21 protein-coding genes are annotated in these 24888 nt (G+C 73.1%); 9 read left to right on the top strand and 12 right to left on the bottom strand.

Features of this window, described 5'->3' with window-relative positions; all coding sequences use genetic code 11:
* Positions 1-2: 2 nt before the first annotated feature.
* The 9 genes from LIV37_RS33350 to LIV37_RS33390 all read right to left on the bottom strand — a co-directional run bounded on the left by LIV37_RS33350 (position 3) and on the right by LIV37_RS33390 (position 9951).
* Positions 3-1811 (bottom strand): FAD-dependent oxidoreductase, encoded by a 1809-nt coding sequence (locus tag LIV37_RS33350; protein WP_420834388.1) that lies wholly within the window; start codon positions 1809-1811, stop codon positions 3-5.
* Between the two features lie 123 nt (positions 1812-1934).
* Positions 1935-3212 (bottom strand): cytochrome P450 family protein, encoded by a 1278-nt coding sequence (locus tag LIV37_RS33355; protein WP_020871495.1) that lies wholly within the window; start codon positions 3210-3212, stop codon positions 1935-1937.
* Positions 3213-3253: 41 nt separating this feature from the next.
* Positions 3254-4576 (bottom strand): cytochrome P450, encoded by a 1323-nt coding sequence (locus LIV37_RS33360; RefSeq protein WP_020871496.1) that lies wholly within the window; start codon positions 4574-4576, stop codon positions 3254-3256.
* Positions 4573-5337 (bottom strand): GTP-binding protein, encoded by a 765-nt coding sequence (locus LIV37_RS33365; RefSeq protein WP_243146120.1) that lies wholly within the window; start codon positions 5335-5337, stop codon positions 4573-4575. Before LIV37_RS33365 ends, LIV37_RS33360 begins: the two co-directional genes overlap by 4 nt.
* Positions 5321-5686 (bottom strand): DUF742 domain-containing protein, encoded by a 366-nt coding sequence (locus LIV37_RS33370; protein WP_020871498.1) that lies wholly within the window; start codon positions 5684-5686, stop codon positions 5321-5323. Before LIV37_RS33370 ends, LIV37_RS33365 begins: the two co-directional genes overlap by 17 nt.
* Complete coding sequence (locus tag LIV37_RS33375) at positions 5683-6132, bottom strand: roadblock/LC7 domain-containing protein (RefSeq protein ID WP_121824213.1); 450 nt, start codon at positions 6130-6132, stop codon at positions 5683-5685. Before LIV37_RS33375 ends, LIV37_RS33370 begins: the two co-directional genes overlap by 4 nt.
* A complete protein-coding gene (locus LIV37_RS33380; protein WP_214663989.1) occupies positions 6132-7619 on the bottom strand; it encodes an ATP-binding protein in 1488 nt (495 codons plus the stop codon). The genes LIV37_RS33375 and LIV37_RS33380 overlap by 1 nt, the downstream gene beginning before the upstream one ends.
* 114 nt (positions 7620-7733) lie before the next feature.
* Positions 7734-9224 carry a sensor histidine kinase gene (locus tag LIV37_RS33385; protein ID WP_243146119.1) on the bottom strand — a complete coding sequence of 497 codons (1491 nt, stop codon included), beginning with the start codon at positions 9222-9224 and terminating at the stop codon, positions 7734-7736.
* 49 nt (positions 9225-9273) lie between these two features.
* Positions 9274-9951: a response regulator transcription factor gene (locus LIV37_RS33390; protein ID WP_020871501.1), complete on the bottom strand. Its 678-nt coding sequence runs from the start codon at positions 9949-9951 to the stop codon at positions 9274-9276.
* A 173-nt stretch (positions 9952-10124) separates the two neighbouring features.
* On the opposite strand from LIV37_RS33390, the gene LIV37_RS33395 reads away from it, so the two are divergent.
* The 4 genes from LIV37_RS33395 (at position 10125) to LIV37_RS33410 (ending at position 15300) form a co-directional block, all read left to right on the top strand.
* A complete protein-coding gene (locus LIV37_RS33395; RefSeq protein ID WP_020871502.1) occupies positions 10125-10754 on the top strand; it encodes a hypothetical protein in 630 nt (209 codons plus the stop codon).
* Between the two features lie 130 nt (positions 10755-10884).
* The gene (locus LIV37_RS33400; RefSeq protein ID WP_020871503.1) at positions 10885-11613 is read left to right on the top strand and encodes a maltokinase N-terminal cap-like domain-containing protein; all 729 of its coding nucleotides are present in this window, start codon (positions 10885-10887) and stop codon (positions 11611-11613) included.
* Positions 11614-11788: 175 nt separating this feature from the next.
* Positions 11789-14503, top strand: a complete 2715-nt coding sequence (locus LIV37_RS33405; protein ID WP_020871504.1) for a fibronectin type III domain-containing protein — start codon at positions 11789-11791, stop codon at positions 14501-14503.
* Between the two features lie 140 nt (positions 14504-14643).
* Positions 14644-15300: a TIGR04222 domain-containing membrane protein gene (locus tag LIV37_RS33410; RefSeq protein WP_020871505.1), complete on the top strand. Its 657-nt coding sequence runs from the start codon at positions 14644-14646 to the stop codon at positions 15298-15300.
* A 140-nt stretch (positions 15301-15440) separates the two neighbouring features.
* Here LIV37_RS33410 and LIV37_RS33415 read toward each other — a convergent pair whose 3' ends face one another.
* The gene (locus LIV37_RS33415; RefSeq protein ID WP_020871506.1) at positions 15441-15800 is read right to left on the bottom strand and encodes a cupin domain-containing protein; all 360 of its coding nucleotides are present in this window, start codon (positions 15798-15800) and stop codon (positions 15441-15443) included.
* A 136-nt stretch (positions 15801-15936) separates the two neighbouring features.
* Here LIV37_RS33415 and cutA point away from each other — a divergent pair, with 136 nt between their 5' ends.
* Positions 15937-16260, top strand: coding sequence for a divalent-cation tolerance protein CutA (cutA, locus tag LIV37_RS33420; protein ID WP_020871507.1), 324 nt, complete (start codon positions 15937-15939; stop codon positions 16258-16260).
* Between the two features lie 235 nt (positions 16261-16495).
* Here cutA and LIV37_RS33425 read toward each other — a convergent pair whose 3' ends face one another.
* Entirely contained in the window at positions 16496-17206 is a 711-nt protein-coding gene (locus LIV37_RS33425) for a SanA/YdcF family protein (RefSeq protein ID WP_121824211.1), read from the bottom strand.
* Between the two features lie 256 nt (positions 17207-17462).
* Here LIV37_RS33425 and LIV37_RS33430 point away from each other — a divergent pair, with 256 nt between their 5' ends.
* A complete protein-coding gene (locus LIV37_RS33430; protein WP_121825116.1) occupies positions 17463-18446 on the top strand; it encodes an adenosine deaminase in 984 nt (327 codons plus the stop codon).
* Positions 18447-18462: 16 nt separating this feature from the next.
* Here LIV37_RS33430 and LIV37_RS33435 read toward each other — a convergent pair whose 3' ends face one another.
* Positions 18463-20925 carry a molybdopterin oxidoreductase family protein gene (locus LIV37_RS33435; protein ID WP_121824210.1) on the bottom strand — a complete coding sequence of 821 codons (2463 nt, stop codon included), beginning with the start codon at positions 20923-20925 and terminating at the stop codon, positions 18463-18465.
* Positions 20926-21196: 271 nt separating this feature from the next.
* Here LIV37_RS33435 and LIV37_RS33440 point away from each other — a divergent pair, with 271 nt between their 5' ends.
* The 3 genes from LIV37_RS33440 to LIV37_RS33450 all read left to right on the top strand — a co-directional run bounded on the left by LIV37_RS33440 (position 21197) and on the right by LIV37_RS33450 (position 24846).
* On the top strand, positions 21197-22009 hold the full coding sequence (locus LIV37_RS33440; RefSeq protein ID WP_121824209.1) for a sirohydrochlorin chelatase: 813 nt from the start codon (positions 21197-21199) through the stop codon (positions 22007-22009).
* Positions 22006-23403 (top strand): deoxyguanosinetriphosphate triphosphohydrolase, encoded by a 1398-nt coding sequence (locus LIV37_RS33445; protein WP_020871510.1) that lies wholly within the window; start codon positions 22006-22008, stop codon positions 23401-23403. Before LIV37_RS33440 ends, LIV37_RS33445 begins: the two co-directional genes overlap by 4 nt.
* 147 nt (positions 23404-23550) lie before the next feature.
* Positions 23551-24846, top strand: coding sequence for an NAD(P)/FAD-dependent oxidoreductase (locus LIV37_RS33450; protein WP_020871511.1), 1296 nt, complete (start codon positions 23551-23553; stop codon positions 24844-24846).
* Positions 24847-24888: the final 42 nt, after the last annotated feature.

Below are 24888 nucleotides of genomic sequence, written 5' to 3' on the forward strand. Positions count from 1 at the left end.
CGTCAGGACCCTCCATCGTTGGTCAACAGGTGGAGCAAGGGGGTGGCGGGGAGCGGTTCGTCGCTCTCCCAGGTACGGGCGAGCGCGCCGACGGTGCCGAGATCGCCGAGAAGGATGCCCCCGAGCAGACGGTCACCGCGGACCACGACTTTGCGGTACGTGTTGCGAGTGGCGTCGGTGAGGTGAATGACGTCGTCGCCGGGGGCGGGGGTGGGGTTGCCGAAGGCAGCGAGGTCGAGGGGCCCGGGGGCGGAATGCCCTTCGGCCGCTGTGGTGAGGGTGAGGCGGGTGAGCGTACGGGTGCCGTGGTAACGGGGCGGGGTTTCGTTGCCGGGTGCGGCCCGGTGGCCGGGTTGTGCCCACTGGTTCCGCGCGGCGTGGTCTGGGAGAGCGGTGTCCGTGTCGCGGGGCGGGGTTTCGTTGCCGGGTGCGGCCCGGTGGCCGGGTTGTGCCCACCCGTTCCTCCCCCAGCTACCGCTGGGAGGTGCCCCCTCCGCGGAGCGATTGCCCACAACCTGGTCCCCAGGTGCGGGGTCGGGGGCGGAGCCCCGCTCGGCCCCAGGGGCGGAGCCCTGGTCGGGTCCTGGGGCGGAGCGCTGGTCGGGGTTCGGGGCGGAGCCCCTGCGGGGGGTGGGGGCAGAGCCCCGGCTGGGTCCGAGGGCGGAGCCCTGGTGGGGGTCTAGGGGGCGGAGCCCCATAGGTTCGGGGAGGGGGGGGGGGGGGGAGAGCAGGCTCGCCAGCACGTCCGCCTGTTCCTGCGCGGCGCCTGCCAACCCGTACACGACCCCCGCGTGCTCCGCGCAGTCACCGATCGCGAACACCCGCGGATCACTCGTCCGCAGCTCGTCGTCGATCACGACCCCCCGCGCCACCTCCAGCCCAGCGGCCACCGCCAGCCCGACCCGTGGCCGGACCCCGCACGCCAGCACGACCAGGTCCGCCTCCAGGGCGTATCCGTCGGCCAGTTCGACGCCGCTCACCGCGCGCCCGCCGCTCACCGCGCGCCCGCCGCTCACCGCGCGCCCGCCGTCCACCGCGCGCCCGCCGTCCACCGCGCGCCCGCCGTCCACCGCGTCCCCCGTGCGCGTGCGCAGGCCGCGGACGCGGCACTCGGTGTGGACCTCCACGCCCAGCGCCGCCATATGCCGCCGCAGGACCCCTGACGCGCCCGGGTCCAGCTGGCGCTCCATCAGGTGCTCGCCCTGCTGCGCCAGGACCACCTGGGCGCCGCGCTGGGCCAGCGCACGCGCGGCGGAGACGCCCAGGAGCCCGCCGCCGATGACGACGGCCCGCGCCCCGGGCCGTACGGCCGCGCCGAGCGCCAGGCAGTCGTCCATGGTGCGGAAGGCGTGGACGCCGTCCGGAAGCTCGTGGCCGTCCGGTTCGAACAGGCCGCGCAGCGGCGGCAGGACCGGGTTGGAGCCGGTGGCCAGCACCAGCGCGTCGTACGGCACGCGGTGGCCGTCGTCGCACACCACCTCCGCCGTGGGACGGTCGATGCGCACGACCCGCACCCCGCTGAGCCGCCGTATCCCGGCGGCGGGGGCGGGGAGCGCGATGACCTCCGGCGCGTACCGCCCGGCGAGCACCTCGGCGAGCAGCACCCGGTTGTACGCGGGGTGCGGCTCCTCGCCGATGATCGTGACCTCGACAGCCACCCTGCCGGCGCCGGTGTCGTCGGTGCCGGTGCCGGTGCCGGCTGCCGAGCCCGCACCGGGACCGGCGACCGCGCCGGCACTCGCGCCCGCGCCCCGCGCAACAAGCTGCTGTGCCAGCCTCGTGCCCGCCATGCCGCCGCCGACGATCACCACCCGGCGGCGGCTCGGGCTCATCGGCTCCCTGTACGACTCCATGCCAGGAAGCCTGCGGGGTGCCTGTTACCCGGTCGCATCCCCGCCGTTTCCCGTAGGCAACGCTGCCCTCAGCGCACCCCGTCAGCTGTTGTGAGGCACTCCGGGCGTCCCCAGCCGGATGGGGAGCCGCCGCGGGCTGTTGCCGACGAAGCTGGGGTGGGGGACCAGCTCCTCGTCGGGGATCGCCAGATCCAGCGCGGGGAAGCGGGTGAAGAGGGCATCGAGGGCGATCACGGCCTCCATGCGGGCCAGCGGGGCGCCCAGGCAGAAGTGGGCGCCGTGGCCGAAGGACAGATGGCGTGCGCCCCGGGTGACGTCGAAGCGGCCGGCGTCCGGGCCGTACGCCCGCTCGTCGCGCCCGGCGGCGGTGTACGAGATGAGCACGGGCGCGCCCTTCGGGATGACCGCGTCCCCGACCGGGAGGTCCCTCGTGGTGTAGCGGAACGGGAAGAAGGACACCGGGCTGTCGTACCGCAGCGTCTCCTCGACCACATCGCTCCAGCTCGCGGCCCCGGAGCGGACCAGATCCAGCTGGTCGCGGTGGTTGCACAGCGCCCGCACCGCGTTGGTGATCAGATTGAGCGTGGTCTCGTGCCCGGCGATGATCGTCAGCATCAGCGTGCCGATCAGCTCCTCCTCGCTGAGCCGGTCGCCGTCCTCCTCACGGACCGCGATCAGCGCGCTGGTGAGATCGTCCCCGGGGTCCCGCAGCCGGGCGGCGGCCACCTGGCCGAGGATCGCCACCATCTCGCGGTTGGCGGCCGGGACCCGCTCGGGCGCGGTCTGGGTGGAGACGATCTCGTTGGACAGCTCGTGCAGCCGGTCCTGGTAGTGGTCGTCCACGCCCAGCAGCTGGCAGATCACGCTCATGGGCAGCGGCAGCGCGAAGTGGCGGCGCAGATCGGCCACCCCGTCCGGATCGGCGGCGGCGGCCGCGCCCAGCCGCTCCAGCAGCGTGCCGGTCAGCTCGTGGACCACCGGGCGCAGCGCCTCCACCCGGCGCGGGGTGAACGCCCGGGTCACCAGGGACCGCAGCCGCTTGTGGTCCTCGCCATCCGCGGTGATCATGCCGCGCACGGTGGCGAAGGTCCGCATCGGCCAGCCGGGCGGGAGCTCGTCGTTCTGCAGCGCGGCGAAGTGGCAGGCGTTCTTGGCCACGTCGGGGTGGGTGACGAAGTCCTTCAGCTCCTCGTGCCGGGTGATGGCGTACGCCGGTACGTCACCGGGCAGCAGGACCGGGACCGCGGCCCCGCGGGCGCGCAGCTCTTCGTTCACCGCGTGCTGGCGCGCCCCGGTGGGGTCCAGGCGGTGCGGTGCGGCGGGGTCGGCGTGCGGCACGGGGCATCGGCCGTCGGTCATCTGCTGTCTCCTGCGGGGGAGTTGGGGGTCGGGACCGGTGGTCAGTCGGGGGGCGTTGCCGGTGAGCCGGAGGCCGAAGCCGAAGCCGAAGCCGAAGCGGAACCCGATCCCGATCCCGATCCCGATGCCGATCCCGATGCCGGGGCATCGGCGGCCAGCTGCGGCGTGGAGAACCGCACCGGCAGCTTGGCCAGGCCCTTGGACCACGGCGAGGTGATCCACGGAAGCTGCTCCTCCGGCACCGCGATCTCCATATCGGGCAGCCGGTGGCGCAGCGTGTCCACGGCGGTACGGGTGATCAGCCGGGCCGGATCCCGCGCCGGGCAGCCGTGCGGCCCCGCCCCGAAGGCGAGGTACGAGCGGTTGCCGACCACCGGACGCCCGTCCTCGGGCAGCACCTCGGGGTCCGCGTTGGCGCCCGCGAGGCCCAGGATGAGCATGTCCCCGGCGCGGATGTCCTGGCCGCCGAAGCGCAGATCGCGGGTGGCGTAGCGGCCGGGGAAGTTCTGGGTGGGCGGCTGGCGCCACAGCACCAGGTCCAGCGCGTCGTCCACGGTGAGGTGACCGCGGGCCAGCGAGGAGCGGAACGCGGGGTCGGTGAGCAGGATCTGGAGCGTGGAGGCGATCCAGTTCACGGTGGTGTTGTTGCCCGCGACGATGATCACCACGAGGTTGTGCAGCACCTCCTCGTCGCTGAGTCCGACGGGGTGCTCCAGCAGCCAGGACGTCAGATCCGCGCCCGGCCGCCGCTTCTTCCCGGCGATCAGCTGGAGCAGGATCTGGCCCATCCGCTTGTTGGCTCCGGTGGCGGCCACGGTCGGGGCGACGATCGTGGTGAGCGTCTCGACCAGCCGGGCCCCGTTCTCCTCGTCGAGGCCCAGCAGTTCGGTGACGACCTGCAACGGCAGGAGGCGGGCGTAACTCTCGACCAGATCCGCCGCGTGCTGGTCGGCGAACCCGGCGACCAGCCGCTCCGCGGTGGCCCGCACCCTGCGGATCAGCTCATGGCCGTTGACCCGCCCCAGCGCGTCGGCCACCGCCGAGCGCATCCGGCGGTGCGCCGCGCCGTCCGCGAACAGCAGCGCGGGGCGCCAGCCCACCAGCGGCATCAGCGGCGAGTCGGCCGCCACCCGGCCCTCGCGCAGCGGGGTCCAGCGGCGCGGGTCATGGGAGAAGTACTGCTCGTCGCGGGTGAGATGGAGCAGCTCACGGTGGCCGATGACCAGCCATGCCTCGACCCGGGGCGCGATCTCCACCGGGACCACCGGACCGTGGTCGCGCCGCATCCGCTCGTACAGGTCGGTGAGCGGACCGTCGAGCGCGGTCCCGTACAGCGGCACCCGGGAGGCGGCCCGCGCGGTCACGACGCCTCCGTCAGCGTCTCGATCAGATGCGAGACGAGCGAGATCAGCGCCTGGACCGAGGACTTGTGCTCCCGGGCGTCGCAGATGACCAGCGGGGTGTGCGGGAGCAGATCGAGCGCGGAGCGCAGATCGTCCTCGTTGTGCGGCGTGCTGTCCGGGAAGGCGTTGACGGCGACGGAGAACGGCACATCCAGGTCCTCCAGATGCCCGATCGCGTCGAAGGACGCCTCCAGATCGCGGGTGTCGACCAGCGCGAGCGCGCCCAGCGCACCGCGCGCCAGGTCCTTCCAGGCGGGGAGGAACCGCTGCTGGCCGGGGGTGCCGAAGAGGTACAGCACCAGCTCGCCGCCCAGGGTGATCCGCCCGAAGTCCAGCGCGACGGTGGTCGTGGTCTTCGACGGCCGCACCTTGGTGTCGAGCCGGGCCCCGGCCTGGCTCATCGTCGCCTCGGTGGAGAGCGGCTTGATCTCCGACACCGTGCCGATCAGCGTGGTCTTGCCGACGCCCATCGGGCCGACCACCAGGATCTTGGCCGCCCCGGCCACGCTGGACTCCACGTACATGACGGGGGTGTCGTCCATGTCATCCATGTCGTCCGTATCGCCCGTCTCGTCCGTCTCGCCTGTCTCGTTGGTGTGGTCTGTGCGGGTCGTGCGGTCCGCGTGGCCCGGGTGGCCCGGGTGGCCCGGGTGGGCCGTGTGGTGGTCGGTCCTGGTTGTGCCGTCCGTACCGGCCATCGAGATCTCAGAGCTTGCTCTCAAGCCCATCGAGCACCTTCCTCAGCAAGTCCAAATCGGCACGTTTTCGCTTGACCACCCGGATCGGCGGACGCGCCACGATGTGCCCCCAGTCGATGAGATCCGCGAGCAGCACCTGCACCACGGCCGGTGGCTGACCGAGATGGGCGGCGACCTCCGCCACCGACAACAGCCCCTGGCAGAAGTCGGCGATCCGCCGGTACTCGGGCTGGAGATGCGGCGGCAGCGCGCTCCCGGACGCCACGACGAGCGTTTCCAGCGGCAGAGCATCCCGTGAGGAACCGGCACGCCCCCGTGTGATCACATAGGGGCGCACCGCGGCCGTGGTGCGTTCCTCACCGGGCTGGCTCATGACGTCGGGCGGCCCATCGGCTCCCGCGGCTGGCTGCTCAGATGGGCACCGATCTTCGCGACCAGTAACTGCATCTGCTGAGCCACCAGGCCGACATCCGCTTCCGTATCGGTGGCCACCCCCAGCGAGGCGCCCTGACCGGCCGAGGTGAACAGCACGAACCCGCTGTCGGACTCGATCATCAGCTGCCGCACCCCGGCCTCGTCGCCGAACAGCAGCGACACCGTGGACTGGCTGGTGACCGTGAGCGCGGCACAGGCGGCGGCCAGCGACTCGGCCTCGGCCACTCCGAGCCGGGACACCTCGCCGGTCAGTCCCTCGGCGGAGTCATGGCCCATGCGCAGACCGTCCTCCGAGACGACGACGGCGTGCCGCACCCCGGGGATCCCGGTCAGCGGACGCAGCATCCATCCAACGTCGGGCAACCTGGATATGGTTCCGGCCACTACCGGCCTCCCTCTCGGTCTTCTCGGTCCGGACTCGTCTCATCCTCGGGCGGTACGGCCTCCGCTTCCGCTTCCGCTTCCGCCTCCGCTTCCGCCTCCGCTTCCGCGCGTCCGCGGCGGGTGCCGGAGACGACGCTGGTGATGGAGGCGCGGGCGGCCTCGGGTGTCCAGGGGGCCGCCGGGGTGGGTGCGGCGCGGGTGGGGGTGCCGGAGGCGGCGGCCAGGTCGACCGCGTCGGCCCCATCGGCGACGTCGGCCAGGTCGGCCACGTCGGTGGAGGAGGCCCGGGAAGCCGACGTGCCTCGGGAGGCCGGGCGGCGGCGGTTGCGGCGCCGGGGCAGCCCGGTGCCGAGGGGCGCGGGGGCACCGGGCGCGTCGGGCATGTCGTCCACGGACCTGCCGTTCAGCAGGCCGCCCCCGGCAGGGTCCGCGACGGCCGGGCCGAGCCCCGCGCCGCCCGCGTCCTGGTTCACCGTGCCGACGACCACGGGTTCCACGACCACCGGCTTGTGGTCCGCCGCCCGTACGGCGCTGGTCTGCTCGGTCAGCAGCCGGTGCGGTACGAAGACCACCACCCGCGTGCCGCCGTACGCCGACGCCGTGGACAGCTCGACGCCGAAGCCCAGCTCCCGCGACCAGCGCCCCACACAGGCGAGCCCCAGCCGGGGCACCGCGCCCAGCTGGGCCAGGTCGAGACCGTCCCGCAGCTGGCCCACGGCCTTCTCCAGCACGTCCGGCGGCATCCCGAGCCCCGCGTCGTCGATCTCGATGACCGCGCCCGCGGCGACCTCGCGGATGGCGACCGCGACCTGGGTACGGGAGGGGGAGAAGACCGTGGCGTTCTCCAGGAGTTCGGCCACCGCGTGCATCAGGCCCTCCACGGCGGGGGCCACCGCGTAGAGGGTCTGACCGCCGTGGACGTCCACCCGGCCGAACTCCACGATGCGCGACTGCGCGCCCCGCACGCAGTCGAAGAGCGACACCGGCCGGGTCTCCCGCCGCGCGGGCCAGATCCCGCACATCACCAGCAGCGTCTGGGCCTTACGGGTCATCTGGGCGGCGGCGTGGTCCGCCTTCATGACCTCGCCCATCAGCCCGGCGTCCTCGACATACTGCTCCAGGCCGTCGAGGACCTGCTGCTGCACCATCGACATGGCGTGCATATTGCGGGCCACGGACTCGAACGACGCCTGGACGGAGTCGCGCAGGATCCGCTCCCGGCGCGCCGCCTCGTCCAGATCGGTCTGTACGGCGGCCAGCCGGGCGACCTCCTCGCCGCGCTCGGCCGCCAGCGCCCGCTCCTCGGCCGCATTGGCTCGTTCCCGCTCGGAAACGGCTCGTTCTCGCTCGGTCGCCCTACGCGCGTCCGCGAGCGCGCGGCGAAGTCTGACCACCCAGGTGAGGCACAGTGATAACACCAGTACCAGCACCGCGGACGCGGCCAGCACGACGGCCCCCGTCCCCGACAGCACCTTCGACACCTCCATCTGGGACACGGCCAAGAAAGGGCAGATACTACTGACCAACTGATCAGTCTGGTCCGGTAGTTGCCAAACTCTCACGACTGGGCGGCCGTGTCCGCACCGGGGTCGGGGTTCCGGCTACGCCGCCCGGGGCAGGCGCAACAGCAGGCGAGCCCCGCCCCGCGGGCTGGTGAGCACCGTAAGGGTGCCGCCGTGGGCGTGAGCGATGTCATTGGCGATGGCGAGGCCGAGACCGGTGCCGCCGTCCTGGCGGGCCCGGGCATCATCCAGCCGGGTGAACCGCTCGAAAACGCGCTCGCGGTCGCTTTCGGGGATGCCGGGGCCGTCGTCGTCCACGGCCAGTTCGACCATGCCGCCCCGGACCGCCACGCTGATGGAGACGCTGGAACGGGTGTGGCGGCGGGCGTTGTCGGCGAGGTTGGTGAGCAGCCGGGACAGCTGCACCCGGCTGCCGGTCACGACGGCGGCCCGGTCCCGGTTCCCGGATTTCGTGAGGCGGTCCCCGGCCGTCGTGGGGTGACCTCCGGCCGTCGTGGGCTGGTCACCCCCGGCCGTCTTTGGCTGGTGACCTCCGGCCGTCGTGGGCTGGTCCATCGTGAGCGTGCCCGGGTGCCGCCGTACCTCCTCGGCCGCCAGCGCGCCGAGGTCCACCGCGGCCTTGGGCGGCGCCTCCTGCGCGTCGAGCCGGGCGAGCAGCAGCAGATCGGAGGCGACGGCCTGGAGCCGGTCGGTGTCCCGCAGCGCCTTGTGCACGGCGGCCGGCCAGTCGGTGCGCGACGGGCGGGCCAGGACCAGCTCGAGCTGTGCGCGTACGGCCGCGATGGGGCTGCGCAGCTCGTGCGAGGCGTCGGCCACGAACTGCCGCTGCCGGGTCATGGCCCGGTGCAGCCGGTCCAGCGTGGCGTTCATGGTCCGGGCCAGCCGGTGGATCTCGTCCCGCGCCCGGGGCACCGGCACCCGGCGGTGCAGATCGCGCTCGGTGATCTCGGTGAACTCCCGCCGCATCGCGGCGACCGGGCGCAGCGCTCGGCCCACCAGCAGCCAGGTGAGCCCCGCCACGAACAGCACCAGACCGGCGGCCGCGGGGGCTGCCTGACGCAGCAGCAGCCCGGTGGCGCTGTCGAGGGAGGTGGTCGAGGGGCTCACCGTCACGCTGTACGGCCGCCCGGCCTGGACGGGTTCGGTGGGCTCGGCGGATTCGGCGGATTCGGCGGATTCGCTGGGTTCGGTGGGTTCGGTGGGGAGCCTCGAGAGCCCGGGCGGCCCCTGCGAGGCGGTATCCGTCGGGGCCGTGGGGGTGACCGTCCGGCCGGAGGCGTCCCTGATCGTCACCTGGCCGGGGGCGGCGACGATGTATGCCCGCTGCGGCATGGCCCGGGCATTCCCCAGCTGGCCCTTGATCGCCACGGCGGCGTTCCTGGCGTCCAGGTCGGCGCTGGCACGGAGGTTGTGCTGGAGGGCGAGCACCAGGGCCAGCATGCACAGCGCGATGGCGAAGGCCACGGTCCCGGCGGCCGCCAGTACGGCCTTGGCACGCACGCTCAACCCGGAGGTCAGGCGCGGGCGGCGGGTCCGTATGCCCTCCGGCTCCTGCTGCCCGTGCGCCAAGTGCTCAGCGTCCGCGTCGCGTTCTGTGCCCGCGATGTGCCCCACTGTTTCACCCTCCGTCGCGGGCCAGCAGATAGCCCGCGCCCCGTATCGTGCGGATCGACCGCCGTCCGTACGGCACATCGATCTTCCGGCGCAGACTGCGGATGTAGACCTCGACCAGATTGGCCCCACCGTCGTACGCGGCGTCCCACACGCTCTGCACGATCTCGGACTTGGAGACCACCTGCCCGGCGCGCCGGGCGAGGTACTCCAGCACGGCGAACTCCTTGGCCGTGAGCGTGACCTCGTCCGTCCCGCGCGCACAGGCCAGCGCCGCGGGCTCCAGCCGCAGATCGCCCAGCTCCAGCACCTCGGGCCGGTCCAGCCCGCCGCGCCGCACCAGGGCGCGCACCCGGGCGATCAGGACGACGAAGGAGAACGGCTTGGTCAGATAGTCGTCCGCGCCCACGTCGAGCCCATCGGCCTCGTCGTACTCGCCGTCCTTGGCGGTGAGCATCAGGATCGGCGTCCAGTCGCCCTCCTCGCGCAGCCGCGAGCACAGCTGATAGCCGGAGCACCCGGGGAGCATCACATCCAGCACGATCGCCGCGTACTCGCCGGACCGGGCGAGCGCCAGGCCGCTGAGCCCGTCGGCCGCCGTCTCGATGGTGAAACCCTCCTGCTCCAGGCCCTCGGTGAGCAGTTCGCGGAGCCGGGCGTCATCTTCCACCACCAGTATGCGCACGCGGTCAGGATGGCACGGGCGAGCTGAGGCCCCGCTGAAACCGGCACCGGGTTCAGCGGGGCCTCAGGTGATTCAGCGAGGACTCAGCATCGGTGCGCCACGGTGAGTGCGCCGACGGATCAAGGGTCCTTCGGCAGCCAGTTCCACTCCCCGAACGAAGGAGAGCTGTGCCCATGTCTCGTACCCTGCCCCGTACCTCGGCCGCGAAGCGGCGCGGTGTCGTGCTCGCCGTGGCGGCGGGCGCCCTGGCGCTGGGGGCCGCGGCCCCCGCCTCGGCCTCGGCTTCCCAGTCCTCCTCTGCGTCGGCCTCCGCCGCCAAGGGGAAGACGTCCCACGGTCCGGCCCTCTGTGTGATCCGGGCCGACGACGACAGCGCCACGCCGACCACACCGACCAAGCCGGGCAAGGCGGTTGAGCATGCCAAGCCGGTCAAGCTGACCGAGGCGCGCAAGGTCGCCGGCAAGAAGGCCGTCGCGGCGTCCAAGGACCGCTCCCGCGGGCACGACGACACCTGCGTCGTCATCCCCGCCTTCCCGACCCACCCCGGGAAGACCTGCAAGGTCGTGGTGATCAGGCATGGCTCCGGGAAGCCGGGCTCCGGCCCCGCCTTCCCCACGAAGCCCGGCAAGCACACCACGCCCGCCAAGCCCTCCAAGCCGGGCAAGCCCACCAAGCCCGGTAAGCCGGGCAAGCCGGGCAAGGTCTGCGTGATCGTCATATCCAAGGACGGGCACCGGGTCACCAAGTCGTCCGCGGACGCGAAGACCGCGGCGGTCGAGGCGACCCGCGCGACCCGCTCCTGATCCACCGGCCGGCCAAGTGGGGGGCCGGCCGTCAAATGCCCGGCGCGCACGGCGCGCCGGGCATTTCCGTACGCCGTGAGACCGTGTCGGCGCCCGGGAAGCGCAGGACGAGCGAAGGCGTTCACACGGCATGTCGATCATTCACAAGACCACGATGAGCCCGACCAAGCTGGAGCTCCTCACCCCGTGGCTGCCCCAGCAGCCGTGGTACGCCGCCGCGGGGCGCCCGCCGGAGCTGTCCCGGGTCGGCGGCTTCCGGCTCGACGATCCGAAGGGCGAGGTGGGGATCGAGTTCATGGTGGTCCGGGACGACGCCGGTGACCGGCCCGCCTGGTACCACGTACCGATGACCTACCGCGCGGCGCCGCTCGACGGAGCCGAGCGGGCCCTCATCGGCACGACCGAGCACGGGGTGCTGGGGCAGCGGTGGATCTACGACGGGCCGCATGACCCGGTGCTGGTGGCCCAGTTGATCGCGCTCCTCCAGGGCTGTGCCGAACCGCAGGCGCAGAGCGAATCGCACACCCCCGACCCCTCCGTCACGGTCGGGGTGACCGGCGCCGGGTTCGACGTCCTGGCAGCCGGGGCCGCGGGGGCGACGGCCGTCGCGAACGGCCCGGACGGCACCCGTCTGCTGCTGGATGACGGAGGCCCCGCCCTCCACGTGACGCGCGTTCTGCGTGCGGAGCCCGGTGCGGAGCCCGGTGCGGAGCCTGGTGCGGAGTCCGGTCCGGACTCCGGTCCGGAGTCCGAGTCCACCGGGCCCCTGGGCCATGTCAGCGCGGGCTGGCGGCTGTCGGAGGGCGGCGAGGCCCGCGGCCGGTACGTCGTGCTGTACGGCGGCGACACGGCGTCCTGACACCCCGAACGCCCCTCACCGAACCGATAGATCCAATGAATTGACGCCCTGGAGGCGAAGCGAGGCCAATCCATGCGCGCTATATTGACGTGTTCCGCTCATAGATCCTACCTTTCCCGGGGCCACCACTCCACGAGTTCCAGCAGGGTTCCAGCAAGGTTCCGCAGGGAGGGACATGTCGGAGTACGTACGCTCACGCATCCGGAACGTCCGCAAGGCCCGTAGCGCGGCCCCCAGAGCCGCCGCCGTCGCGGCCGTCTTAGCCACCCTCGCCACCCTCGGCGCCGCGTTCGGCGGCACCGCCGACGCCGTCGCGCGCGGGCCCCGCCCCGCCGCCGATGTCTATGCCGCCGATGTCTATGCCGCCGATGTCTATGTCGCGCCCAACGGCGACGACCGCGCCCCCGGCACCCGCGCCGCCCCCGTCCGCACCCCCGAGCGCGCCCGCGGCCTCGTACGGAAGCGTGTCCCACACCAGAGTGCCGACCTTACGGTGCACCTCGCGCCGGGCACGTACCGTCTCTCCCGTCCGCTCGTCCTCGACTCCCGCGACTCCGGGGGCAATGGCCACCGCGTCATCTGGCAGGGCGGCAAGGGCACCGTGTTCAGCGGTGGGCGGGCGGTCCGGGGCTGGCGGCCGGTCAAGGGCGACGCCGGGCTGTGGTCGGCGCCCGCGCCCGCCGGGCTGGACAACACCAGGCAGCTGTATGTGAACGGCGTCCGCGCCCAGCGGGCGCGCGGGCCGATCCCGGTGACCCTCACCGCCACCGACACCGGCTACACCGCGTCCGCCGACACCCTCGCCCGCTGGCGCAACCCGTCGGACATCGAGTTCGTCTACCCCAGCGGTGAGGCGCTGTGGAACATCCAGCAGTACGGACTCGGCCCGTGGACCGAACCGCGCTGCCCCATCGGCTCGATGACCGGCACCACCGTCACCATGGCCCAGCCGTGCTGGGACAACTCCACCAAGCGCGTGGAGTTCCCCGACATCCCCGGCCGCAGCATCAACATGGTCGGCCCCGCCAAGCTCACCAGCGGCGCGCTGCCCGGCTATGCCGAGAACGCCTTCGAGGTCCTGGACCAGCCCGGGGAGTGGTACCTCGACCGGCACACCCGCACCGTCTACTACCGCCCGCGCTCCGGGGAGAACCCGCGCACCGCCGATGTGGAGGCGCCGGTCCTGGAGAAGCTGGTCGACGGGCGGGGCACCGGGCGCGCGCCGCTGCACGACATCGCCCTGCGCGGCATCGAGTTCTCGTACGCCACCTGGCTCACCCCCTCCTCGCCCGAGGGCTTCTCCGAGGTGCAGGCGGGCTATACGGTGACCGGCCCGGAGGGCTGGAAGACCCAGGGGCTGTGCGACTACACCCCGGGCGGCACCTGCCCGTACGCGTCCTGGACCAAGATGCCCGGCAACGTGGCCATCAGCCACGGCCGTGACATCGAGTTCTCCGACGACGCCTTCACCCACCTCGGCGCGGCCGGGCTCGAACTCGGCACCGGAACGCGGAACGCGACCGTACGCGGCAATGTCTTCACCGACATCTCCGGCAACGGCATGGAGATCGGCGGGGTGGACGCCCCAGAGCCGGGCAGCGACGCCGACCTCACCCGCGCGGTGTCGGTGACGAACAACCACCTCTACGCACTGCCCCGCGAGTACCACGGCGGCGTCGCCATCCTCAACGGCTACACCCGCGACAACACCATCGCCCACAACCAGATCGACCACGTCGCCTACTCGGCGATCTCGATGGGCTGGGGCGGCTGGCCCGACAAGATCGGCAAACCGGCCACCGCCAATGTCTCCCGCGACAACAGGGTGGCCGACAACCTCATCTTCGACTACATGCAGGCACTCGACGACGGCGCCGGCGTCTACACCCAGGGCCTCACCGGAAGCTCCCTCGGCAACGGCGAGAAGATCACCGGCAATGTCATCCACGACGGGTGGGGGCTGGGCCGGACCGTCTACACCGACAACGGCTGCACCTACGTCACGGTCGAGGGCAACGTCCTCTACGGCGCTCAGGCCAACGTCCTCAGCGCACACGTCGACTACCGTGACGACCTCGGCAACAACGACCCGACCCGCATCGTCGGCAACTACTGGGAGCAGGGCGACCCCGACGGGGACGACAAGGGCGTGGTGACCAGCGGCAACCACATCCTGGCCGCCCCGTCCAAGGCACCCGCCGACATCGTGGCCGCGGCCGGTCTCCAACCCCGCTACCGGGGGCTGCTCGGCCGTACGTACGCCGCCGACTCCGTGCCCGAAGCACCCACCCGCGTGGGCGACTTCGCGGCGGACGGCTCGGTGTACGTCACCTGGAACCCGTCGTATGTCGAGGGCGGGACCCCGGTCACCTCGTACACCGTCACCGCGACGTCCTCCGATGGCGCCCACACCGTCTCCACCACCGTCCCGGCGGCGCGCTTCAAGCGGATCGCGTACGCGGTGGTCGACGGGCTCATCAACGGCACGCCGTACACGGTGACCGTCACGGCCCGCAACGGGGCGGGGCGGAGCGAGACGTCGCTGTCCGCCGCGCCCGTCACGCCCACGGCGGATGGTTCCGGTGTCCTGCCCGACGCCCCCACCGGTGTGAAGGCCAACGCGGATGCCACGGCGGCGACACTGTCCTGGACCCCGCCCAAGACCACCGGCACCACCCCGGTCATCGGCTACCGCATCACCGTCTCCGACGGCCGTACGGTCACCGTGACCGGCCGCGACGTCCTGGTCTCCCAGCCCCGGGCCAAGGGGATGCTGCGGGTGATCGGCAAGCTGCGCCCGGCCACCGCGTACACCTTCTCGATCGCGGCACTGACCGCCACGGGCACCGGCCCGTCGGCGGATGCGTCCGTCACGACTCCGAACGGATAAGGGGGCGAAAGCTCAAATTCTGCTCTGAAATGGCACTCATCAGGGTTCATCACCGTTCAGAAAGACAAAACTGACGGTACTTGAGCAGTTCGGATGGACACGGATGGAAAAGGTTGGACGGGGGCATTCCGATGTGTGCCATGACCAGACGCCCGGACCTCTATGACATCGCCTATCTGGTGGGCGGGCGGCCGTGGGTGATCCAGACCCTTCTGATAGCGCTCCAGGAGCGGGATGTGATCACCCTCCGGCGCTCCCGGATCCGCGCCACGGCGGGCGAGGGGGCCGAGCACCCGGGGGCCGAGCACCCGATAGAGCGGGCGCTCATCGCGCTGTGCCCGAGCTCGCGGCCGGTGGACCGCGTGGTCCCCGCGCTGCTCGACGGACCCGAACTGGCGGAGATCCGGCTCCGGCTCGCGGCTGACGGACTGCTCACCCGTCTCCGGGGCCGCCCCACCCGCACGGGCAGGCGCCGCGTGGAAGCGGCCGTGCGGGAGGGGGCGCTCCCCTCGTACGTCTTCTACGGCCCCGTCGTCGTCCCGGAACCGGCCCGGCGCAGGGCCGTCAGCGACGCGATACCCATCCCGACCGGCGACCCGGCCTACTGGGACCGGAACCTCCTCATCGCCTACGACCCCGGGTACCTCGACCAGGAGTCCTTCTACACCGCACATGGGTGGGCCGACGACCGTGGCGGAAGCCATGGCGGCGACCACGGTGGGAGCCACGGCGGCGACTATGGCGGCGGCCACCACTCCTGCGGCGGAGGGGGAGGCGGTGGCGGTGGCGGCGACTAAGCCTGCCCGGTGGGTCGCCTGCGGCGTGCTGCACCCCTCCCCGCGCCTTCCCACGCAGCGTCGATTTGCGGCTCCGCCGCGTGGGGGCTCCGCCCCAGACCCCGACCGCGCCGCAGGTGGCGCGGCGGGCGCGCCCGGCGTCAGGCGGTGGCCGCGTCCTCGTAAGGCGTGGGGCAGCCATGCGTGGCGGTCACGGCCGTGAGCAGCACCACCGAGTCCTCCAGCGCCCGCAACCCGTGCCGTTCGTGCGGCAAGTCCTGCACCTGGCCCGCGATGAGATCCAGCCGGTCACCGCCGCCGGTCAGCCGTACATGCCCGTGCAGCACCTGGAGGCTGGCCGCCGGGGGAGCGTTGTGCTCGTCGAGCTCACAGCCGGAGACCATGGCGATCACGCTCTGCCGCAGCGGGCCGTCGTGCAGGAACAGATGTGCGCTGCGCCCGTGCGGATCGGCCTTGGCCTGGTCCAGATGGTGGCGCGCGAGCGCGGTGAGGTCATCCATGTGTGCCCCTCGATCGGTCCGGTCTGATCGTTGGCGGGTTCCCTCAATCCTCACCGGCTAGCGTGGTGGGCGCCAGTCCGCAGCCGCGCCGTGCAATTTGCCGTGCAACCGCCCCGTGGAGAGAGGTACCGCAGCAGTGGCCGACTACCTGACCGTACTGACCACCACCGACACCCCCGAGAAGGCCGAGGCGCTGGCCCGTGGGGCGATCGAGGCCCGGCTGGCGGCCTGTGCGCAGATCAGCCAGCCCGTGACATCCGTGTACCGGTGGGAGGGCGAGGTCGAGACGGCGGCCGAGTGGCAGGTGCTGTTCAAGACCACCGCCGCGCGCTACGACGAGCTGGAGGCGCATATCCGCGAGGCGCACGACTACGAGACCCCCGAGGTCATCGCGACGCCCATCGTGAACGGCAGCGAGGACTACCTGGCGTGGGTGGTGTCGGAGACGACGATCGGCTGACGGTGATCGAGGGCCGGGGCGTGGGCTACGGGGTGTCCGCCCGGCTGCTCCCTCCCTGCCCCTTCCCACGGCATCGATATGCGGCTCCGCCACGTGGTGGGGCTCCGCCCCTCAGCCCCGGGGTCCAGGGGCGGAGCCCCTGGTATCGGGAAGGGGCGGGGAGGGGAGCGGCCCGCCGCAGGCGTCACGATCCGCCAGACGCCCCCGGGCCCCTGGGCGAGATCCGGGGCGACGGTCAACGCGAGCCAGAGCGCGAGCCGGCGCCCGAGCCCCGCTCCGCCAGCGCCTCCTCGATCCCCCGCTCCCGCGGCCCAAGGAAGTGCGGATCCGGCTCGAACGCCGCGTCCAGCGCCGCCTTGCCCGCCGCCACGACCTCCCGCGTGCCACCGAAGTACCAGGTCGCATCGTGCGGCTCGTCGACCGCGACCCCGTACGCGTCGATCCCCGCCGCCCCGCACAGCGCCAGCGCCCGGCGGACATGGAACCCCTGGCTCACCAGTACCGCCTTGTGCACCCCGAAGACCCGCCGGGCCCGGCTGCAGGAGTCCCAGGTGTCGAACCCCGCGAAGTCGCTCACGATCCGCCGGTCCGGGACCCCGCGCTTGACCAGGTACGCGCGCATCGCGTCCGGCTCGTCGTAGTCATGGCGGCTGTTGTCGCCCGTGACCAGCAGCGCATGGATCCTGCCGGTCTTGTAGAGCCGTACGGCGGCGTCCAGCCGGTGCGCCAGATACGGCGACGGCTCCCCGTTCCACAGCCCCGCCCCGAAGACCACCCCGACCGGGGCCGAGGGCACATCGGCGACCGTATGGATCCGGTCGTCGGTGCTCAGCCGCAGCCAGGTCGCGGGGAGCAGGGCCAGTACGCACACCAGGACGCTCCCCCGCACCAGTCGCCGCCACCCCCGCCGTGTTCTCGGCAACCGCCCCCGCACCCACCCCAGCATGCGCTCCCCCTCTTCGCCTCACTGATCGGCTCGCGCTGTGGGACGCCGGGGAGGGGAGCGGCGGTTGCCTCATCCGGCCCAGGTGACGCGCACCACGGCGATCAGCTGCTGACTGGCCACCGGCAGGAAGAAGCGAGCGGCGCAGTGTGGCCGGCGTTCGATGCCGACGACGCGGAGCCTGTCGCTCGGGGCGGGTCTGCCGCCCGGATAGGCTGAGTGACCCCCCCGTCAGCGAAAACAACAGGTGATCCACGCCATGCCCCCGATTCCCACCGCAGAGCTCCATCTCCATATCGAGGGCACCCTGGAGCCCGATCTGGCCTTCGCGCTCGCCGGGCGCAATGGGGTCGAGCTGCCGTTCGCCACCGAGGAGGAGCTGCGGGCCGCGTACTCCTTCGGGGACCTCCAGGACTTCCTGGACCTCTACTACGCGCTGATGACCGTGTTGCGCACCGAGGACGACTTCGCCGACCTCACCAACGCGTATCTGGCCCGCGCCCGTGCGCAGGGCGTACGGCATGCGGAGATCTTCTTCGACCCGCAGGCGCACACCGCGCGCGGCGTGGAGATCGACACGGTCATCCGCGGGATCGGCCGCGCGCTGGACGCCGCGCCGCGCGCGTACGGCATCACCACGCGTCTGATCATGTGCTTCCTGCGCGACGAGAGCGCCGAGTCGGCCCTGGCGACCTTCGAGGCGGCCCGCCCCCACCTGGACCGGATCGCCGCCGTCGGCCTGGACTCGGCGGAGGTCGGGAACCCGCCCTCGAAGTTCCGCGAGGTGTACGCGCTGGCGCGGGAGGCCGGGCTGAAGTGCGTCGCGCACGCGGGGGAGGAGGGGCCGCCCGCGTATGTGTGGGAGGCGCTCGACGTCCTTGGCGTGGACCGCGTCGACCACGGGGTGCGGAGCCTGGAGGACGAGGCGCTGGTGGCCCGGCTGGTCGCGGACCGGACCCCGCTGACCGTCTGCCCCCTGTCGAACGTCCGGCTGCGCGTCGTGGACCGCGTCGAGGACCATCCGCTGCCCGCGATGCTGGACGCCGGTCTGCTGGTGACGGTCAACTCCGACGACCCCGCCTACTTCGGCGGCTACGTGGGCGACAACTACACCGCCGTACGGGACGCGCTCGACCTCGACGAGGCGACCCTGCGCACCCTGGCCCGCAACTCCTTCCAGGCCGCCTTCCTGGACGAGGAGACGCGGGCGGCGTATCTGAAGGAGGTCGAGAGCTGGAGCTGACGCCGACCGGAGGCGGTCAGCCCTCGGCCGGTTCCAGCCGCACCGCGCACACCTTGAACTCCGGCATCCGCGACACCGGATCCAGCGCCGGGTTCGTCACCGTGTTGGCCCGCCCCGGACCCGCCCAGTGGAACGGCATGAACACCGTGTCCGGCCGGATGTCCCGGCTGATACGGGCCGGGGCCACGGCGCGGCCGCGCCGGGAGACCACCGCGATCGGCGCGCCCTCGGCCACCCCCAGCCGCTCGGCGAGCAGCGGGTGGAGCTGGACGTAGGGGCCGGGCGCGGCCTCGTTGAGCTCGCTGACGCGCCGGGTCTGGGCGCCGGACTGGTACTGGGCCAGCACCCGGCCCGTCGTCAGCAGCACCGGATACTCCGCGTCCGGCTCCTCGGCCGCCGGGCGATGGCTGACCGGGGCGAAGCGGGCCCGGCCGTCGTCCGTGGCGAAGCGGTCGAGGAAGAGGCGGGGCGTACCGGGGTGCGGGTGGGCTCCCGGGGTTATGGATTCGGCGGGTGTGGAGTGGGCCGGGCTCTTGGATTCGGCCGGTGTGGGGTCGGCCGGGCTCTTGGATTCGGCCGGTGTGGGGTCGGCCGGGCTCATGGATTCGGCCGGTGTGGGGTCGGCCGGGCTCATGGATTCGGCCGGTGTGGGGTCGGCCGGGCTCATGGATTCGGCCGGTGTGGGGTCGGCCGGGCTCATGGATTCGGCCGATGTGGGGTCGGGCGGGCTCACGGATTCGGGCGGGCTCATGGATTCGGCCCCCTCCGAGCCGTCCCGTTCCACGCCCTCCGGGCAGGGCCAGAACACCCCGTCCTCCTCCGCGATCCTCCGGTACGTGATGCCCGAGTAGTCGGCCGGACCCCCGGCCGAGGCCCGCCGCAGCTCCTCGAAGACCTCCTCCGCGTCCGCCGGGAACCCCTTCTCCCAGCCCAGCCGGGCCGCGAGCCCGCTCAGCACCCACAGGTCCGTCCGGACGCCCGGCGGCGGGGTGAGGGCCGCCCGGCGGAGGAGGACCCGGCCCTCCAGGTTGGTCATGGTCCCGGTCTCCTCGGCCCACTGGGCCACCGGCAGCACCACATCGGCGAGCGCGGCGGTCTCCGAGAGCACGACGTCCGCGACCGCCAGGAAGTCCAGCGACCTCAGCCGGGACTCCACATGGGCCGCGCGCGGGGCGGAGACGAGCGGGTTGGAGCCCATCAGCAGCAGCGCCCGGACGTCCTGTCCGAGCGCGTCCAGGAGTTCGTAGGCGCTGCGCCCCGGCCCGGGGAGGTCGTCGGGTTCGACGCCCCAGACCGCCGCCACATGGGCGCGCGCGGCCGGGTCGTCCAGCTTGCGATAGCCGGGCAGCTGATCGGCCTTCTGGCCGTGTTCGCGGCCGCCCTGGCCGTTGCCCTGGCCGGTCAGGCAGCCGTAGCCGGACAGCGGGCGGCCCGCGCGGCCGGTGGCCAGGCACAGGTTGATCCACGCGCCCACGGTGTCGGTGCCCTTGGACTGCTGCTCGGGGCCCCGGGCCGTCAGCACCATCGAGCTCTCGGCGTCGCAGAACATCGTGACGGCCTTACGGAGCTCAGGAACCGGGACGCCCGTGATCCGCTCCACCAGCTCGGGCCAGTGGGCCATCGCGGCGGCCCGCGCCTCGGGCCAGCCGCTGGTGCGCCGTTCGACGAACTCCTCGTCCACCCGGCCCTCCGCGACCACCAGGTGCAGCAGCCCCAGCGCGAGCGCGAGATCGGTGCCGGGGCGCGGCGCCAGATGCAGATCCGCCTGTTCGGCCGTACGGGTCCGCCGGGGATCGACCACGATCAGCTTGCCGCCCGCCTCCTTCAGCTCGGTCAGATAGCGCAGCGCGGGCGGCATGGTCTCGGCCAGGTTCGAGCCGACGAGGACGACGCATCCGGTGCGGGCCACGTCCGCCAGCGGGAACGGCAGCCCGCGGTCAAGACCGAAGGCCCGCTGATGGGCGGCGGCGGCCGAGGACATGCAGAACCGGCCGTTGTAGTCGATCTGTGAGGTGCCGAGCACCACCCGGGCGAACTTGCCCAGCGCGTACGCCTTCTCGTTCGTCAGCCCGCCGCCGCCGAAGACCCCCACCGCGTCGCGGCCGTACGCCCGGCGGGTGGACTCCAGGCCCTCGGCGATCCGGTCGAGGGCCTCCTCCCAGGTGGCCGGTTCGAGCCGACCGGTGTCAGGGCGGCGGACCAGCGGCTCGGTCAGACGCACCCGGGAGGAGAGCACGGCGGGCGCGGTGCGGCCCTTGCCGCACAGCGCGCCACGGTTGACGGGGAACGCGGTGCGCTCGACGACCTCGACGCCGACCGGCCGACCGCCCGGCCCGTCACCGGGTCCCTCACCTGGCCCGCTGCCCGGCGGCACCGGGCGCAGCGCCATACCGCACTGCAGCGAACAGTAAGGGCAGTGCGTATCGACGGGGTCGGAGGAGGCGGGGGAGTGCTCCCCGGGAACCGGAACGTGCGCCATGCGAAGGAGCGTGCTACGGCCGTGTTACAGCCCGCGTCACCTCGCATTACGCCTGCGGGAAGCGGACCTCAGCACGGCGCGGGGCGGCCGGTGAAGTCGACGCAATCACCTGTGACGGCCACGCAATGGCGGCGCAATCTGCCGCTGCCAGGCTCTCGTCATGACGCCCCACCCCGCTCCTCCCGGTGCACCTGGCCCTCCTGGTCCTCCTGGCCCTCCTGGTCCTCCTGGCCCCGACGGCACGGCGGACTTCGACAGTGCCCGGCAGATCATGACCCGGTTCACCGCCCAGCTCACCACCCAGCTCGACCGGCTGGGTCACCACGGCGTCCGCCGGGGCGGCCGCGTTCGCCCGCCGGCGCTCGTCGCCGTCGCCCACGGCAGCCGGGACCCCGAGGCGCTGCGCACCGTGAACGCCCTCCTGGACCGCGTCCGCGCGCTCCGCCCCGGACTACCCGTACGCCTGGGCCATATCGAACTCAACCGGCCGCTGCTGGCCGACACACTGGCCGCGCTGCGCGGCGAGGCGGTGCTCGTCCCGCTGCTGCTGAGCCGAGGCCACCACATCAAACGGGACATCCCGGACGCCGTCGCGGCCGCGCCCCATCTCACCGCCCGGATCGCCGCCCCGCTCGGCCCGGACCCGCTGCTCGCCGAGGCACTGCACGCCCGGCTGGCGGAGGCGGGCCGACGCGCTGCGGTTCCGCCCCTGACGGGCGGCGTCGTCCTCGCCGCCGCGGGCTCCCGCGACCCGGACGCGGCCGTCGACACGGCCCGTACCGCCGCCCTGCTCAGCGCCCGGCTCGGCGGGGTGCCCGTGCTGCCCGGCCACGCCTCCGGCTCCGGCCCCGCCGTGCCCGAGGCCGTACGCGCCCTGGCCGCGCTCGGCCACGACCGGATCGCGGTCGCCTCCTACTTCACCGCGCCCGGCCGTTTCGCGGCCCAGTGCGCGAGCGCCGTACCCGGCCTCGCGGCCGCCCCGCTCGGCGCCCATCCGGCGGTGGCGCGTCTCGTACTGCGCCGTTACGAACAGGCGCTGGCCTCTGCGCCCTTGTCACACCCGGCGGCTACCGTCGGTGTATGAGTCCCAACGCACCCCCTGAACCGGAACCGGATCCGGCCGACTCGGCCGGTGTCCCTTCGGCCGGTGCCGCCTCGGCCGGTGTCCCCGAGGCTGGCCCCCGCCGCGTCCCCGGCTATGCCGCGGCGGACCTCGAGCGCTGGGCGCCCGAGCCCGACAAGCGGCCGGGCCGGACCGCCTTCCAGCGGGACCGGGCGCGGGTGCTGCACTCCGCCGCGCTGCGCAGACTGGCCGGGAAGACCCAGGTGGTGCCCGCCACACCGGCCGCCGACCCCGGACCGGCCGGACGCGCCCCGGCCTTCGACGCCACGCCCCGCACCCGGCTGACCCACTCCCTGGAGTGCGCCCAGGTGGGCCGTGAGCTGGGGGCCGCCCTCGGCTGCGACCCGGATCTGGTGGAGACGGCCTGTCTCGCCCATGACCTCGGCCATCCGCCGTTCGGGCACAACGGCGAGCGGGTGCTCAACGAGATCGCCGAGCCCTGCGGCGGCTTCGAGGGGAACGCGCAGTCGCTGCGGCTGCTGGCCCGGCTGGAGCCGAAGCGGTTCGTGCCCGGCCGGGGCACCGGCGAGCCGGTGAGCGTCGGGCTCAACCTCACCCGCGCCGCGCTGGACGCCGCCACCAAGTACCCCTGGCCGCGCGGCGGCCATCCGCACAGCCCCCGCTCCCCGAAGTTCGGGGTCTATGAGGACGACGTCCCGATCTTCGAGTGGTACCGGCAGGGCGCCCCCGAGGGCCGTACGACCTTCGAGGCCCAGGTCATGGACTGGTCCGACGATGTCGCCTACTCCGTCCACGACGTCGAGGACGGGCTGCACGCGGGCCATCTGAACCCCGCGCGCCTGCTCGCCGAGCCCGAGCGCCACGAGGTCTTCGCCGTCGCCGCCGACCGCTACGCCCCGGGGGCCGAGCCCGACGAACTGGCCGAGGCGCTGGACCGGCTGCTGGGCCAGGAGTGGTGGCCGCACGGCTACGACGGCTCGTCCGTCGCCCAGGCCCGCCTCAAGGACGCCACCAGCCAGCTCATCGGCCGCTTCTGCCTGGCCGCCGAGGGCGCCACCCGCGCGGCGTACGGCACGGGCCGCTTCACCCGCTACCACGCCGAGCTGGTCGTCCCCCGCGCCACCCGTCTGGAGTGCGCGGTCCTCAAGGCGGTCGCCGACCGGTATGTGATCCAGCGCGCCGACCAGGAGCTGGTCCGGGCCGATCAGCGCGTGGTCATCGCCGAGCTGGGCGAGGCCCTGATCGCCCGCGCCCCCGACGGCCTGGACCCCCAGTTCCGCGCGCTCTTCGACGCGGCCGGGGACGACCGGGGCCGGCTGCGGGCCATCGTCGACCAGATCGCCTCCCTGACCGACACCTCGGCCCGGGGGCTCCACGCCCGGCTCACCGTTTGAAGCCGGAAGCCGCCCGCCGGATACGGCTTCCGCGCACACATACGGCCTACCGGCCCTTCCGGACGCAAGCGCGGTGCGGGAGGCTCCCCTGGGTAAGGCACTCATAGAGGAACCGCTCGGCACGGCTCGGCAGCCAGGAGGACACAAGTGGTGGACGCACACCAGACATTCGTCATCGTCGGAGGGGGCCTGGCCGGGGCGAAAGCCGCGGAAACCCTTCGAGCGGAGGGATTCACCGGGCGGGTGATCCTCATCGGTGACGAACGCGACCACCCCTATGAACGGCCCCCGCTCTCCAAGGGCTTCCTCACCGGCAGCCAGGAGCGCGACAGCGTCTTCGTCCACGAGCCCGCCTGGTACGCCCAGGCCGATGTCGAGCTCCACCTCGGCCTGCCCGCCGTCCACCTGGACCGCACCGCCAAGGCCGTGACCCTGGGCGACGGCGCCCGGGTCCACTACGACCGGCTGCTGCTGGCCACCGGCGCCGAGCCGCGCCGCCTCGACATCCCCGGCACCGATCTGGCCGGGGTCCACCATCTGCGCCGGCTCGCCCACGCCGAGCGGCTCAAGGGCGTCCTCACCACCCTCGGCCGGGACAACGGCCAGCTGGTCATCGCGGGCGCGGGCTGGATCGGCCTCGAGGTCGCGGCCGCCGCCCGCGGCTACGGCGCCGAGGTGACCATCGTCGAGCCCGAGCCCACCCCGCTCCACCCCGTGCTCGGCCCCGAGCTGGGCGCCCTCTTCGCCGACCTCCACGGCGAGCACGGCGTCCGCTTCCACTTCGGCGCCCGCCTCACCGAGATCACCGGCCAGGACGGCATGGTGCTGGCCGCCCTCACCGACGACGGCGAGGAGCACCCCGCCCACAGCGTGCTGGCCGCCATCGGCGCCGCCCCGCGCACCGCCCTCGCCGAGGCCGCGGGCCTGGAGGTGGTGGACCGCGCGGCGGGCGGCGGCATCGCGGTCGACGCCTCGCTGCGCACCAGCGATCCGGACATCTTCGCGGCGGGCGACGTGGCCTCCGCCCCGCTCGCGTTCCTCGAGGGCACCCCGGTACGGGCCGCGCTCCCGCCGAGCGCCCGGCTGCGCGTCGAGCACTGGGCCAACGCCCTCAACGGCGGCCCGGCGGCGGCCCGCGCCATGCTCGGCCAGGACGTCGCGTACGACCGGGTGCCGTACTTCTTCTCCGACCAGTACGACGTCGGCCTGGAGTACTCCGGCTACGCCCCGCCCGGCAGTTACGACCAGGTGCTGGTGCGCGGCGACGTCGGCAAGCGGCAGTTCGTCGCCTTCTGGCTGAACGACGGCCGCCTGCTCGCGGGCATGAACGTCAACGTCTGGGATGTCACCGAATCGATCCAACGGCTCATCCGCGGCGGGCAGCAGCTCGACCCGGCGGCCCTGGCCGACCCGACCGTCCCGCTCACCTCGCTCCTCCCGTAGGCCCGTACCCGTAGGCCCGTAGGCCCGTAGGCCCGTAGGCCC

It is taken from the genome of Streptomyces rapamycinicus NRRL 5491, from assembly GCF_024298965.1.
Lineage (GTDB): Bacteria > Actinomycetota > Actinomycetes > Streptomycetales > Streptomycetaceae > Streptomyces > Streptomyces rapamycinicus.

Bases quoted from the DNA above. Each gene is read 5' to 3' on its own strand.
- LIV37_RS33410 (WP_020871505.1), top strand. From the start codon at position 14,644: ATGACCAGACGCCCGGACCTCTATGACATCGCCTATCTGGTGGGCGGG.
- LIV37_RS33405 (WP_020871504.1), top strand. From the start codon at position 11,789: ATGTCGGAGTACGTACGCTCACGCATCCGGAACGTCCGCAAGGCCCGT.
- LIV37_RS33435 (WP_121824210.1), bottom strand. From the start codon at position 20,925: ATGGCGCACGTTCCGGTTCCCGGGGAGCACTCCCCCGCCTCCTCCGAC.
- LIV37_RS33430 (WP_121825116.1), top strand. From the start codon at position 17,463: ATGCCCCCGATTCCCACCGCAGAGCTCCATCTCCATATCGAGGGCACC.
- LIV37_RS33395 (WP_020871502.1), top strand. From the start codon at position 10,125: ATGTCTCGTACCCTGCCCCGTACCTCGGCCGCGAAGCGGCGCGGTGTC.
- LIV37_RS33400 (WP_020871503.1), top strand. From the start codon at position 10,885: ATGTCGATCATTCACAAGACCACGATGAGCCCGACCAAGCTGGAGCTC.
- LIV37_RS33440 (WP_121824209.1), top strand. From the start codon at position 21,197: ATGACCCGGTTCACCGCCCAGCTCACCACCCAGCTCGACCGGCTGGGT.
- LIV37_RS33380 (WP_214663989.1), bottom strand. From the start codon at position 7,619: ATGGAGGTGTCGAAGGTGCTGTCGGGGACGGGGGCCGTCGTGCTGGCC.
- LIV37_RS33425 (WP_121824211.1), bottom strand. From the start codon at position 17,206: ATGCTGGGGTGGGTGCGGGGGCGGTTGCCGAGAACACGGCGGGGGTGG.
- LIV37_RS33445 (WP_020871510.1), top strand. From the start codon at position 22,006: ATGAGTCCCAACGCACCCCCTGAACCGGAACCGGATCCGGCCGACTCG.
- LIV37_RS33370 (WP_020871498.1), bottom strand. From the start codon at position 5,686: ATGAGCCAGCCCGGTGAGGAACGCACCACGGCCGCGGTGCGCCCCTAT.
- LIV37_RS33415 (WP_020871506.1), bottom strand. From the start codon at position 15,800: ATGGATGACCTCACCGCGCTCGCGCGCCACCATCTGGACCAGGCCAAG.
- LIV37_RS33355 (WP_020871495.1), bottom strand. From the start codon at position 3,212: ATGACCGACGGCCGATGCCCCGTGCCGCACGCCGACCCCGCCGCACCG.